The following is a 13,950-nucleotide window of genomic DNA, read 5'->3' on the forward strand; positions in this document are numbered from 1 at the left end:
ATTCAAAACATTAATTTGTATATTATTAATTGCATTATAAACAACAAAAAATTGGTGATTAGACACCAATTTTTTGCAAATTATCATAATGATTAAAACATTCTTTTAAAATAAGCTTAGCCGTATCTTCTCCAACTGCCATCATCAAATTCTTATCATCTACATTGATTTGTGGTAACTGATATAGCATTTGCCCGCTATTATTTTTCATAGATACCGGCACTGTTTCAGGTAGACCCGTAATTTTTTGGCTTTCTTCATTTAAAATCTGGTCAACCCATTTAGGAGCAACAACAACATCTAAGCTAGTTGGTTGCTGAATAACAGTTGATATCACACATGATAATGATACGTAGTTTACAACAACATCGGGATATATTTTAGCAATTTTTTCAGCAGTTAGTGCCCATATTTTTGATGTATAAAACGAATCAAAAGGGGTGACGATTGTGACCGCCCTTTTTCGATTCATCGCTCGCTCAAACCCCGCCGTGATAACTTGCTCAACTTCACGTTGTTCATGCGTTATTGTGTCTTGTGCGAAATCATCGACCGAAATATTACCATCCACGTGATCATTAGCCCTCTTAGCACTTTGTACAATTATAAAATCCGTATCCCTGACTATTTGATTCTTGAGTGGTGAGGCATCAACATTATTATCAGAAATTTGAACTACTTTGCAAGCAAGTGTGATGTTTAAATATTTTCTCAATGCCACAAGCGATTCTTGTACGCTTAGTAAACTATCCGTCCCTACCTCTTGGTTCAGTGCGCCAACCAAAATGCCATCATAATTCTTCAATTCGCGAAGCGTCTGGTTTGGTAACGGTTCATTAAATGAAAGTGCTGCGTTGACACCAAAAGGAAGTTCCGTCACCTCGAATGCAGTTGAATCATTTACAGATGACTTAACGATTCCCAAGGCTCTGTCAATTACACTGCTAGATTCTTTATCGCCTTTTAATATTGCTAATTTATACATCATAATTTTTCCTTCTTATTCTCATCTTTTCGTTTTTTTATTCTACAAAGATTGCATAATATAGATTTTTAGATTAAAATATCAACCAGGAGGACATTATCCATGTCAAAGAAAGTCGTTTCAACAACTACAGCGCCCAAAGCACTCGGACCCTATTCGCAAGCTATTCTAAATGACAATACATTGTACATTTCTGGACAAATTGGTATTGATCCAGAAACCGACGAATTTGCTGGCGCTACGACAGCCGAACAAGCACATCAAATTTTTGATAACATTGATAACATCTTACACGAAGCTGAATTTTCACGAAATGATATCGTAAAAGCTGCATTATTTTTTGATGATATTGCAGACTTTGCATTAGTTAATGATATCTACGCACAATACTTCGATACAACTTCTGTTGAGGAATTTCCTGCCCGTTCAGCCGTTCAGGTAGCTGCTTTACCTAAAAATGCTAAATTAGAAATTGAAATTACCGCGATGAAATAAAAACTTGATTTAATAAATCAAGTTTTTTCTTTTCCTAAACTAACATATTGAAAAGCACAGTATTTTCTTGCAAATTGATATATTTTGGAAAAAAAGCTGCTAAACGGGCTGTTAAGTCATCTACTTTCGTAACAGGATCCAGCAGAATACCAACCATGACAGAGCCTGTTTCAGAGTTTATTTTTTTAGTATATTCAAAACGAGTAATATCGTCGTTTGGTCCTAAAACATCATTTACAAATTGCCGTAATGCCCCGGGTCGTTGCGGAAACTCAACTAAGTAAAACTGTTGGCGACCCTTATACATTAATGCCTTTTGTTCCATTTCTTGCATACGGCCGATATCATTGTTTCCACCAGAAACAACTAGAACGACGTTTTTCCCTACGATATCACTGGCCATAAAATCCAAACTAGCGATAGGCATCGCTCCAGCTGGTTCGGCAACTATCGCCTCATAAGTGTACAAGTCTAATACTGCTTGAGCAACCTTTCCTTCAGGGATAGCCAGCAGTTTGTCAACATACTGCTGTGCTTGATTATAGGTAAACTGACTGACACGCGCAACGGCAGCACCATCAACAAAGTGATCAATATTCTCGACGGTGGTAGGTTTTTGAGCTTGAAAAGCCGCTTTCATTGACTGTGCCGTTTCTGGTTCGACACCTACTACTGTGGTTTGTGGTGATACCTTTTTAGAATAGGTCGACAGACCACCGATTAAACCGCCACCACCAACAGAAGCAAGCAAATAATCAACATTAATATTTTGCTCTACAGCATCTTCAAATACCTCAACCGCCACCGTGCCTTGCCCAGCCATGGTACGCCGATCATCAAATGGTGCTACAAAGAACATATTATGTTTTTCAGTGTATTCAAACGCTGCACTTTGTGCTTCGTCAAAGGTATCACCGACTAGGATTACCGTAACATATTGACTACCAAAACGTTTAACCGCTTCTACTTTTTGATTTGGTGTAGTGACTGGCATAAAAATAGTTGCTTGTATCTTTAAATTATGACATGTATCGGCTACGCCTTGCGCGTGGTTTCCAGCTGAAGCAGCAACAACCCCATTATTGAGTTTTTCTTTCTCTGCCTTAATGATATTGTAGTAGGCACCACGAATTTTGAACGAACGAACCCGTTGCATATCTTCTCGTTTAAGATACACATTAGCTCTATATTTTTTTGATAGATAGTCATCATACGCCAATGGCGTATGCGTTACTACCTTTGACAAGACTCGATGCGCCTCATCTATTTCTTCAGCCGTTAGCTTTCCCTCAGTCGTCATGTATTCATCTCCAATTACTAATTTATTTTATGTACGAAAAGCACGCCATTTCGGTCAATGCTTCTCATTTTGTTACTTTGCTGCTGAGAATTGCTCAGTATCCGCTGCTGTCGAGTACTTATCTGCATCTGAAATCCATGGCATCATAGCACGAACCTTCTTACCTGTTTGCTCGTACAAACCGCTCTTATACTCTGTCCGCATCTTTTCCAAATCCTTCAAACCAGAATTGTATTCTGCCAACCACTTCTTAGCATAAGTACCATCTTGGATATCCTTCAAAACATCACGCATTCCTTGCTTTGATTCTTCAGTGATGATACGTGGTCCGTTCAACATTTCACCATATTCACAAGTATTTGAGCAATCGTGTCTCATCTTCTCGAAACCACCTTCAAAGATCAAATCAACAATCATCTTCATTTCATGAGATGTTTCGAAATAAGCCAATTCAGGTGAGTAACCTGCTTCCACCAATGTGTTAAATCCTGCCTCAATCAATTGTGTTAAGCCACCACAAAGTACAGCTTGTTCACCAAACAAGTCTTCTGTTGTTTCTTCTTCAAAAGTCGTTTCCAAGATACCTGCGCGACCTGAACCAATACCTTTCGCATAGGCCTTGGCCACTTCAGCTGTATCACCCGTAGGATCTTGATGAACACCATACAAAGAAGGAATCCCACCCCCTTCAACGAATTGGCGACGTTCAATGTTTCCTGGACCCTTTGGCGCAATGATCATGACATTAATATCAGCATTGGGCTTAATCAAACCATAAACAATGTTGAACCCATGAGAAAATCCAAGGTAAGAACCTGCCTTAAGGTTAGGCTCAACTTCTTTCTCCCAAACTGCCGCTTGTAATTCGTCAGGGGTTTCCATCATAACAACATCCGCTTGTGCCGTTGCTTCAGCAGCTGAGTAAACTTCGAACCCATCTTTTTTAGCACTATCAAAAGATTTTCCTGGGCGCAATCCCATGATGACATCAAATCCTGAGTCGCGTAGATTATTCGCTTGAGCATGCCCTTGTGCACCATAGCCAATAACTGCAATCTTTTTGTTTTCCAATGGTGTTGTATCAATATCTTTATCATAAAACATTTTTGTAGTCATAATAAAATCCTCCGTGATTTTAAATTCATTTTCTAATTAATAATGGCAAAAACCATCATTTACCGTTAATACATCTAATTGCTTCAATAAGTTACGTCGTACCGTTGCTGTTTGTTTGTCATTTTGAGATTCAAAGATAAATGAAATTGTCGAAATCTTTTGATCTTCATCTGGCGTCACCATTAGTGATTTAATGTTCAGATTTAACCGTGTCAACACACTCGCAAACCTTACTAACAATCCAGGACGATTGTACACACGTGTTATAAATGTTTTATCCATTAAGCATCCTCCTCGGTAATCATGTCACGATAAGGCGCACCCGCATTAACCATTGGCAAAACCTTTATATCATCAGGAATAATTATTTCAATTAGTACTGACTTGTCCGATTGAAAAGCTAATTGCAAATCTTCAAGCATTCGCTCAGGTTTCTCAATTCGAACATAATTAATACCATACGCCTGTGCTAACTGATTAAATTGTGGTTGTGATTTGAAAACTGTACTAGATAATCGACCATTATAAAATAGTGTTTGCCATTGTCTCACCATTCCTAATGAATGGTTGTTGAACAATATGATCTTAATATTTAAGTCATTATCGTTTAAAATTGCTAGCTCTTCTGACGTCATTTGAAAACCGCCATCACCAACAAAAAGTACCACCTCTTTGTCCCGTCTTGCAAACTTCGCCCCAATCGCTGCCGGAATACCGTACCCCATTGTCCCTAAACCACCAGAAGTCAACATCTGGTAATTATTCTGGAATGGATAATACTGTGCTACCCACATTTGATGTTGACCAACATCTGTGACCACAACCGCCTCACCTTTAGTAACTTTGCCAACCGCTTGAATCACTGCTTGTGGCATAATCGCTGTTTCTGACTTCTGATAGTAAAACATTGAATCTCTTTTCGCTTGACGAATACTTTCTTGCCATTTTGACGTATCTGTCATTTTGGCATTTTTAATTTCCGTCAAGATTGCATTTAACGCATCGTCAGCACTAGCATGTATAGCGTGAGCAGTTGGTAGCACTTTCCCTAATTCCGTTTCATCAATATCAATATGAGCGATGGTTGCATGTTTTGCAAAATCATCAACATTCGTAACAACACGATCATCAAATCTCGAACCAATATTTAAAACAAAGTCGGCCTGGTCAACAGCTTGATTGGCTGCTATGGATCCATGCATGCCCACCATTCCCAAAAATAGTGAGTTTTCTGATTCAACTGCTCCGAGTCCCAATAATGTTGAAACAGTCGGTATGTGGTAGTGCTGTATAAGTGTGCGTAGTAAGTCTTGTGCATTTGATTTCAAAACCCCTGCCCCAGTAATAATAAGTGGCTGACGAGCTTTAGACAAAGCCGCTACTAATTGATGAATCTGAACAGCATCAACATCCGGTTTTTGCGTATCAATTTGACGTAGCCAGATATCAGCTTGACTTTCTTCAGTGTCCTTTGCCAACATCACGCTCTTTGGCAAATCAATTAACACTGGGCCCGGACGACCAGAAACAGCCACCTTAAATGCTTCTTCAACAATTAACGGCAATTCGCCAACTGTTCTAACTTGGTAACTCATCTTAGTTATTGAACTTGTAATTGACAAAATGTCTAACTCTTGAAAAGCATCTGAACCAATAGCTGCCGATCCTACTTGGCCGGATATCACAACAAGCGGTACAGAGTCACAAAACGCATCTGCTATACCAGTGACGGTATTTGTCGCTCCCGGACCAGACGTGACTAGAACAACACCTGGTTTCCCTGTAGCTTTAGCATAGCCTTCCGCAGCGTGAGCAGCTGCTTGTTCATGTCGAACAAGTATGTGCTTGATGTGCGATGATTCATATAGTGCGTCATATAGCGGTATAACAGCTCCACCAGGGTATCCAAAGAGACTCTTAACACCTGCTTTCTCTAAAGAATCTAGTAGTATGTGTGCCCCATTTTTACCTTCGGTTAATACTACATTTTTCATAGCTTACTCCCTTCTTAAATTTATCAGCCACTTCGAAAATTAGTAAAATTAGATTTTGATTAACAAAGCAACAAGTGTATTGTGACAAATCGAATTAGTGCTGTCAACGTTAAAAACGGAAAAACCATGAAAAGAGAATGATATTAAAACTAATTATCACTTGGCACAACAGTATTTCTGAAATGAATATATAACTTTGGAATATTTAAGCCTATATAAAAACGGAATATTTTTAATAATCACAGCAACTAACTAATTATAAAAATGATATTCTGAATCTATAATTTCATTTATTTTTAATACAAAGGAGAGCAGTATATGACAAATAATGCTGTATTATCGATGAAAAATGTTTCGTTTGAACGAGACAAAATAATATTAAAAAATATTAATTGGTCTTTGCATAGCGGCGAAAATTGGGTGCTGATGGGGCTAAATGGTGCTGGAAAAACCACACTACTATCATTGATTTATGGTAATCATTGGGCAACAACCGGAAGCATAGAAGTTCTCGGAGAAACTTTTGGGAAGACAAATGTTTTAGCGTTGAAAAAACGCATTGGTCTCATTTCTACTGCCGTACAATCCCGATTTCCAGAACATCATCTAGCCCAATATATTGTATTGAGTGGAAAATTTGGTACCATTGGTATTCACAATGATTTTGAAAAAAATGACTTGAACGAAGCCATTGGACTATTAAAGAAACTAGGCGGGGATGAGTTAATTAATAAACCTTATCGTGTTCTATCCCAAGGCCAACGACAGTTGGTGCTAATTGCCAGGGCTTTGTTAGGAAAACCTGAACTGCTTATACTTGACGAACCATGTAATGGTTTAGATTTATTCTCCCGCGAATTATTGTTGGAACAAATTAATAAGCTCGCTCAATTGCCTAATCACCCAACCTTACTATTTGTCTCCCACTACACCGAGGAAATTTTACCGATCTTTAAAAACATTATGTTGCTTAAACAAGGTGAAATTTTTGCACAGGGAACGCGTGATAAGATATTAACAGAAAACGTACTTTCTAATTTTTATCCCAAACCCATCAAAATATTGCCCATAACTAATAATCGTTTCGCAGTATATCCAGCCGAATTATGAAATTTAAATGTGAAGTTGACATTATATTTCTTATATGATTTAATTTAAGTTAAATAAAACGTCGGAGAAAATGCTATGAATAAGATCATATCAGCAACTACAAAACTCATTCTCAGCGTCATCGTCATTATTACCTAATGACAATGAGCTGATGTTTGTGCTGCTTATTGTCGTCTAAGACTATGAGCGGCTGATATGGTGATTTACAAAACCCCCAATTAGCTAACTAATTGGGGGTTTTTATTATTCATATTACGCTTACAATTTTGCATTGCAAATCAAAAAATAAAAGGAACTTATTAAGTAAAACTATGTGGCACTTTTACATGGTTTCGTTTAGTATGTAGTCAATTTAGCCATAAAAAAACCAACTATTAAAAATAATAGTTGGTTTTGATAAAATAATTTTAAATTACTTAAGTGGTGACCATGTCCAGTCAGTGAATTCTTCGATATCACGACCTTCGTTACGAGTAACTTGGAAATGCTTTGCCAAAGTATCATCCATCTTAGCGATGAATGTATCAGCAGCAGCTTGATCAATCTTACCATTTGCAGACAAGATTTCAGCAGCTTCCTTAGCTTGATGGAAGCGATCCAAGTGTGAATATACACGCATATCATACGTCGTTGTGATGTCACCATCTTCACGATATCCATGAACGTATACATCACCCGTGAACTTACGTTCGAAGAAGAATGATTCAATCAAGTTTTCATAAGCATGGAAACCGAAGATAACTGGTGTATCAGCTTGGAAATACTTGTTGAATTCTTCGGCTGATAATTCACGTTCATCATTCATGTTAGGTTCTGACTTCTTTTGCAAACGTAGTAATTCAACAACGTTAACATAACGGAACTTAACATCTGGGAATGCTTGGTTAATCAACCACAAAGCAGCCAAAGTTTCAATTGTTGGTTCAGTACCAGCAGATGCGAATGTAATATCAACATCACCAGAAGGTGCAGTAGAAGCCCAATCAATGATCTTCAAACCTTCGTTAGCCAATACTTCAGCTTCTTCAACTGTAAACCATTGTTGACGTGGTTGCTTAGAAGCAATCAACAAGTTAACCTTATGACGTTCTGAGAAGGCACGTTCTTGAACAGCCAACAATGAGTTACCATCAGCTGGCAAATATTCACGAATAAAATTAGACTTCTTTTCAGCCAAGTGAGTCAACATACCTGGATCTTGGTGAGTATATCCATTGTGATCTTGTTGGAAAGCAGTTGAAGTTGCAATCAAGTTCAATGATGGATAGTCATTACGCCATGCTTGTTCTGAAGCGTGACGCAACCACTTGAAGTGTTGTGTAACCATTGTATCGACAACACGCAAGAATGATTCGTATGATGCAAAGATTCCAACACGACCAGTCAAAGTATATCCTTCAAGCCAACCTTCAGCTTGATGTTCAGACAATTGTGAATCAATAATGCGACCCGTAGGGCTCAACAATTGATCTTGTGGTTCCTTGATTTCTTCCATCCATTGACGTGGTGTAACATTGAACAATCCCCACAAACGGTTTGACATTGTTTCATCAGGACCGAAGAAGCGGAAACGAGTTGGGTTCAATTGTGAAACAGCACCCAAGTAGTTTGACAATGTTGCCATGTCCATATTGCGCTTGCTATCAGCGAATTCCTTACCACGTGTATCATCATTGATATCGTTAGCGAATTCTCTCCAGTTAGGCAACTTCAAGTCTGAACGATCAGCACCACCATTTGTAATAGGGTTAGCTGACATACGCTTGTCACCCTTAGGAGCGATAGCTTTCAATTCATCCTTCAAAGAACCATCAGCATTGAATAATTCTTCAGGCTTGTATGAGTTCATCCAGTCTTCGAATTCAGGCAATGTTGCAAGATCGTGTTGTTCAAGAGGCAATGGCACTTGGTGCGCACGGAATGAGTTTTCAATAGGATTGTTACTTGCATCGTGCGTTGGTCCACCCCAGCCCTTTGGCAAGCGAGCAATAATTACTGGCCATGCAGGGATTTCACCATCTTGATACTTACCATTTTCACGTGCATCATTTTGAATAGCTTGAATATCTTCAATAGCTTGATCCAAAATGTTTGCTGCAAGTTGGTGGTATGTTGCGTAGTCATGAATATCATCGTTTTCGATGAAGCGAGGTGAATAACCCAAACCTTCAAAGAACTTTGTGATTTCTTCATCACTCATACGTGAGAAGATAGTTGGGTTTGAAATCTTGAATCCGTTCAAATCCAAGACAGGCAAAACGGCACCATCATTCTTAGCATTCAAAAACTTAATTGAGTGCCATGAAGCCATTGAAGGACCTGTTTCAGCTTCACCATCACCAACAACTGCGAAAGCAACTTGGTCAGGATTGTCCAAAACGGCACCAAAAGCGTGGCTCAATGAATAGCCCAATTCACCACCTTCGTGTAATGAACCAGGTGTTTGAGCTGTCATGTGTGATCCAATACCGCCAGGGAATGAGAAACGCTTGAACAAGTGGCTCATACCTTCGATATCTTGAGTAATTTCAGGATAATCTTCAGTATATGCGCCGTCTAAGTAAGCGTTAGTAACCATAACTTGGCCACCGTGACCAGGACCACCAACGTAAAACATGTTCAAACCATACTTGTTGATCAAACGGTTAGCATGTGCATACAAGAATGTCTGACCTGAGATAGTACCCCAGTGTCCGATTGGCTTAACTTTTACATCTTCAGCCTTGATAGGTGTATTAGTAACTGAGAACAATGGGTTGCTCTTCAAAAAGATCATCCCAGCTGACAAATAGTTAGTTGCGCGCCACCACTTATCAACAAGTTCCAAGTACTCTTTTGAATCGAAATCTGCCATGAGATTAAGTACTCCTTATTTTTTGCAAGAATCATAAACACCGTAAACCACGAACTTCTTCCGTTATTTACTCTTACAGTATAACCGATTACAGATTTTTCTTCAAGGGAAAAGGTTCAATTGGGTCAGGTTTTTAAAAAATGTGGTTGGCTTTTTAATTATATTGGAACGTACCAATGCTGTAACTTATTCGGAGTCTAAACTCACGAAGGCATTATAGCGAAGATACTTATAATGTAAACGCATTGTCGAAAATTCTAGCGGTGTTCCATCATCCATGAAGAAAATGCCTTCCATGATGCCGACTGGTTCGTTAGCAGTTAATTCTAGCAACTCTTGGTCCTCATCATTAGAAGGCTCAGCCATAATGGTCATAAACGACTTAGTTACCGTGCGGTGCTTTGTTTTTTCGATATATTCATAAACGGATCCGGAAACTATCGTTCTGTTCAGCCCAGGCAAAACATTGATAGGTACATAGCCTCGTTCAATCATAAATGGTACCCCTTCTAGTCGGCGTAACCGTTTAATTTCATAGACAAAATCTCCCTCGTTTAAAAAAAGGGCCTGTTGTTGTTCGGTTGTAGCCGGAATGACTTGAAAATCCAACAATTCAATGCTTGGCGCTTTTCCATCAACACGAAACGAATCAGAAACACCTAGGTTAGATCCTTCATGTTGGAAAATTGCATGGTTTTTTAGATAAAGCGGATTAACAAAGGTGCCACTGCCACGCTTTTTAAAGATAACACCTTGTTGTACCAGTACATTAAGTGCCCGTTTGATTGATGAGCGTGACACACCATATTGCTCAGCCAAAGAACGTTCGTCTGGTAATTTTAAGTTGGGAAATTCGCCCTGGTAAATTTTTTGTTTTAGATCCGCTTGTACGGTAACATAGATAGATTCTGACATAGTAATTATTAGTATACCACACATTGGTCAGACCAGTCATTGTATTGGTGGACCCAATTTGTGATAAAATATTACTTATGAGTAAAAAGAAAATGAAAAAAACGTTGCCCGAACAAGTCATGGATAAACACAAAGTGAAATATGAACCACTTGAACTAAATATCTTGGATAAAACGCCAGTTCAGCGTGATGCAATCTTGGAAACGTTTCACGTGAAACATGATGACATTTATAAAACACTCGCCGCACATGGGGATAAAACTGGGCCCATTGTAGCAGTGTTACCTATCACAAAACATCTGTCACTAAAAAAGTTAGCAGCTGCATCAGGTAATAAAAAAGTGGCCATGTTACCTCTTAAAGAATTACAAAGGACGACTGGTTATATTCACGGCGCTAATAACCCTGTTGGAATCTGGCAGAACAAGCATTTCCCTATTTATTTTGATCTCAGCGCTGCTGAACAACCTTTCATTCTTGTCAGTGGCGGCGAGTTAAGTCGTTCAGATAAAATCAATCCGCGTGATGTTGCATCATTAGTTGGTGCCGACTTTGTAGATTTATTAGAGCATGACTGAATTTTTACTTCAATTTGCGCAAAATATTGGTTACTTTTTGATTTTACCTATCATAATTGCTTGGTCAATTAGTTTTTTGTCTAGCTTATTATCGCAGTGGCTGACAATTCACACATCTTATACGATAACTGCTATTCTAAGTTTTTTTGGTGTGGTAATACACGAATTGAGTCATCTAATTGTTGCCATTATTTTTCGCCATCATATTACTGAGTTTCGTTTGTGGCAAATTAGTGACGATGGTGTGCTAGGTTATGTCAACCGCGAATATAATCCCAGTAGTTTTTATCAAAAACTTGGCAATATCTTTATCAGCATCGCGCCAATAGTAGGTGTAACAGCTGCTATTTGCTCACTCATAAAATTTATATGGGTACCAGGTTTATATATTAGAAACACATTCGTTATTTTAATTATCGGTAGCCTGTTACTTGGGTTTAACCTATCAGCTGCAGATTGGCAAAATTTCAGGCGTGGTATACCATTATACTTGATCGTCATTTTGTTCATCTCAACACTACAATATCTATTTTAAAAAGCACTAGTACTTGTTCTGCTGTTTAAGCGAGCATCTCATACTAGTGCTTTTTTAATTTACTGTGTATTTTACTATCTAACGTAAACTAAGATAGTTTATAAATGGATCTTATATAGTTACTTGACTGTTATCTACCTACCACCCTGGACTAACATCAGGCGCTCCAGCGTTCATATCATTCCGATATAGCGGTGCCATAGCATTAAATTTGAATGTCGGTTTATTAAACATCAAGGTAGCTGTACCACGAGCGCCGGCTCGGTTTTTTTCAAATATAATTTCAATCGGTACCGCTTCTTGTTCTTCACGCGGATCCCCGTCACCATCTTCAGAATCGCCACGTGAATAATCATCTCGATACAAAAACGCGACAACATCAGCATCTTGTTCAATCGAACCCGAATCACGTAAGTCTGACAAAACTGGGCGCTTGTCAGTACGTTGCTCCACACCTCGACTCAATTGTGCCAGTGCGATAATTGGTGTATTTAATTCTTTTGACATTTTTTTAATCGCTCGTGAAACTTCAGAAACAGCTTGTTGACGGCTTTCAGAGTTATTGGACTCAATTAGGCCCAAATAATCAATTACGACCATACCGATTGGATGAGGATTTTGAATACGCTCTTCTTGAGTCATATCACTTAATAAATCACGTTCTAGTTGGTGTAGCTTGGCACTAATCTGGTTAATTTTAATACCAGCAGTATCATCCATGTAAATTTTCATTTGCGCCAATGATTGCATAGCAAGTGTTAACGCCTGCCAATCTTCTTGCGTCATCTGCCCTGTGGTTAAATGATTAGAATCAATTGACCCCTCACCCGCAAGCAATCGACCAACAATATCTGTCGCACTCATCTCCATTTCAAAAATAACGACAGGCACTTTTTCATTTTTGGCTACATTACGAGCGATATTCAACACGAAAGCTGTTTTACCAACGGCTGGGCGAGCACCAAAAACAATCATCTGATCATTTCGAAAGCCATGTGTAATTTTGTCCATTTCAGGATATCCTGTTGATAAACCAACAACATCACTATCATTTTTAACCGCTTCGTCTAGATTAGCTTGATATTCCTGCAGTACATCTTTAATTTTCCTAAAGTTTTCATCACCACGATTTTCAGCAATGGTATCGATACTACGTGATAATTGCGCTAATAAATCTTCACTTGGTTCTGCAGCATCATAGGCCAACGACATTGTTCTCGTTAACGTATCAATCATTTTTCGTAAAACTGATTTTTCTCGAACAATGTTTGCATAATGCTTCAAATTGGCAGATGAAGCTGTTGACTCTGATATTTCTGCCAGATAAGCCATGCCACCAACGTTTTCAAGTTGATGCATACTATTCAGTTTATCTTGCACTGTCAGCATATCAATTGGACGGTTTTCATCCACTAATGCCTGCATGGCTTTAAAAATAGTTTGGTTCGCTAACTTATTAAAATCCTCAGGTACCAAGATTGCACTGGCTTCAACCATCGCATTTTCTGACTTAACAGCAAAAAAGATGGATCCGAGAACTGCGCGTTCAGCATCACCATCTTGCGGCACTTGCCGATATTCATTTGATACCGGATTATCCATATTAACCCTCGCTTACATGAACACGCAATTGCGCTGTCACTTCTCGGTGTAATTTAACTGGTACATCTGTATAACCAAGTGCGTGTATTGGTTGATTGAGTTCCATTTTTCGCTTATCAATTTTGATTTGATATTGTTTTTCTAAGGCAGCCGCAATTTGTTTTGTTGAAACAGCACCGAATAAACGTCCATCTGTTCCTGATTTGCCAGTTAGCTCAACAACTGTCTTCTCGTTAGCAAAAAAATCTGCTAATTTTTTCGCTTCAGCTAGTTCCTCGGCTGCCGCTTTTTCTTCAGCCTTTTGACGCCCCTTAACTGCGCCCAAGTTTTTGCCTGTAGCCGGCTCCGCTTTCTTATTTTTAATTAGAAAATTATTGGCATACCCATCAGGTACTTCCTTAATTTCTCCTTTTTTTCCGCGACCTTTAACGTCTTCTAAAAATACTACTTTCATTTTTTAATCCCC

Annotated in this window: 13 protein-coding genes; 4 read left to right on the forward strand and 9 right to left on the reverse strand. The window is 38.7% G+C overall.

The window, feature by feature from the left end:
* Positions 1-58: 58 nt before the first annotated feature.
* A complete protein-coding gene (locus tag RHP56_RS09685; protein WP_462794697.1) occupies positions 59-988 on the reverse strand; it encodes an isocitrate/isopropylmalate family dehydrogenase in 930 nt (309 codons plus the stop codon).
* Positions 989-1,087: 99 nt separating this feature from the next.
* Between RHP56_RS09685 and RHP56_RS09690 the strand changes: the two genes are divergently transcribed.
* The gene (locus RHP56_RS09690) at positions 1,088-1,480 is read left to right on the forward strand and encodes a RidA family protein (protein ID WP_002815709.1); all 393 of its coding nucleotides are present in this window, start codon (positions 1,088-1,090) and stop codon (positions 1,478-1,480) included.
* Positions 1,481-1,514: 34 nt separating this feature from the next.
* Here RHP56_RS09690 and ilvA read toward each other — a convergent pair whose 3' ends face one another.
* From ilvA to ilvB, 4 genes are all read right to left on the reverse strand, one after another.
* On the reverse strand, positions 1,515-2,780 hold the full coding sequence (gene ilvA / locus RHP56_RS09695; RefSeq protein WP_102753630.1) for a threonine ammonia-lyase IlvA: 1,266 nt from the start codon (positions 2,778-2,780) through the stop codon (positions 1,515-1,517).
* Between the two features lie 72 nt (positions 2,781-2,852).
* Positions 2,853-3,896: a ketol-acid reductoisomerase gene (gene ilvC, locus RHP56_RS09700; protein ID WP_011680494.1), complete on the reverse strand. Its 1,044-nt coding sequence runs from the start codon at positions 3,894-3,896 to the stop codon at positions 2,853-2,855.
* A gap of 36 nt (positions 3,897-3,932) precedes the next feature.
* Complete coding sequence (locus RHP56_RS09705; RefSeq protein ID WP_010296022.1) at positions 3,933-4,178, reverse strand: ACT domain-containing protein; 246 nt, start codon at positions 4,176-4,178, stop codon at positions 3,933-3,935.
* Positions 4,178-5,890: a biosynthetic-type acetolactate synthase large subunit gene (gene ilvB / locus RHP56_RS09710; RefSeq protein ID WP_102753631.1), complete on the reverse strand. Its 1,713-nt coding sequence runs from the start codon at positions 5,888-5,890 to the stop codon at positions 4,178-4,180. Before ilvB ends, RHP56_RS09705 begins: the two co-directional genes overlap by 1 nt.
* A 318-nt stretch (positions 5,891-6,208) precedes the next feature.
* Here ilvB and RHP56_RS09715 point away from each other — a divergent pair, with 318 nt between their 5' ends.
* Positions 6,209-7,000, forward strand: coding sequence for an ABC transporter ATP-binding protein (locus RHP56_RS09715; RefSeq protein WP_102753546.1), 792 nt, complete (start codon positions 6,209-6,211; stop codon positions 6,998-7,000).
* 412 nt (positions 7,001-7,412) lie between these two features.
* Here RHP56_RS09715 and RHP56_RS09720 read toward each other — a convergent pair whose 3' ends face one another.
* Complete coding sequence (locus tag RHP56_RS09720; RefSeq protein ID WP_014325202.1) at positions 7,413-9,854, reverse strand: phosphoketolase family protein; 2,442 nt, start codon at positions 9,852-9,854, stop codon at positions 7,413-7,415.
* A gap of 186 nt (positions 9,855-10,040) precedes the next feature.
* The gene (locus tag RHP56_RS09725) at positions 10,041-10,769 is read right to left on the reverse strand and encodes a GntR family transcriptional regulator (RefSeq protein ID WP_011680498.1); all 729 of its coding nucleotides are present in this window, start codon (positions 10,767-10,769) and stop codon (positions 10,041-10,043) included.
* Positions 10,770-10,846: 77 nt separating this feature from the next.
* Here RHP56_RS09725 and RHP56_RS09730 point away from each other — a divergent pair, with 77 nt between their 5' ends.
* Both RHP56_RS09730 and RHP56_RS09735 read left to right on the forward strand, forming a co-directional pair.
* Positions 10,847-11,347 carry an aminoacyl-tRNA deacylase gene (locus RHP56_RS09730; RefSeq protein ID WP_179876312.1) on the forward strand — a complete coding sequence of 167 codons (501 nt, stop codon included), beginning with the start codon at positions 10,847-10,849 and terminating at the stop codon, positions 11,345-11,347.
* Positions 11,340-11,882, forward strand: a complete 543-nt coding sequence (locus RHP56_RS09735) for a hypothetical protein (RefSeq protein ID WP_014325204.1) — start codon at positions 11,340-11,342, stop codon at positions 11,880-11,882. Before RHP56_RS09730 ends, RHP56_RS09735 begins: the two co-directional genes overlap by 8 nt.
* A 138-nt stretch (positions 11,883-12,020) precedes the next feature.
* Here the strand turns inward: RHP56_RS09735 and dnaB are convergent, their stop codons facing one another.
* Complete coding sequence (dnaB, locus tag RHP56_RS09740; RefSeq protein ID WP_462794698.1) at positions 12,021-13,484, reverse strand: replicative DNA helicase; 1,464 nt, start codon at positions 13,482-13,484, stop codon at positions 12,021-12,023.
* 1 nt (position 13,485) lies between these two features.
* Entirely contained in the window at positions 13,486-13,938 is a 453-nt protein-coding gene (gene rplI, locus RHP56_RS09745; protein WP_042251058.1) for a 50S ribosomal protein L9, read from the reverse strand.
* Between the last annotated feature and the right edge of the window lie 12 nt (positions 13,939-13,950).

This window comes from Leuconostoc sp. C5, assembly GCF_056530425.1.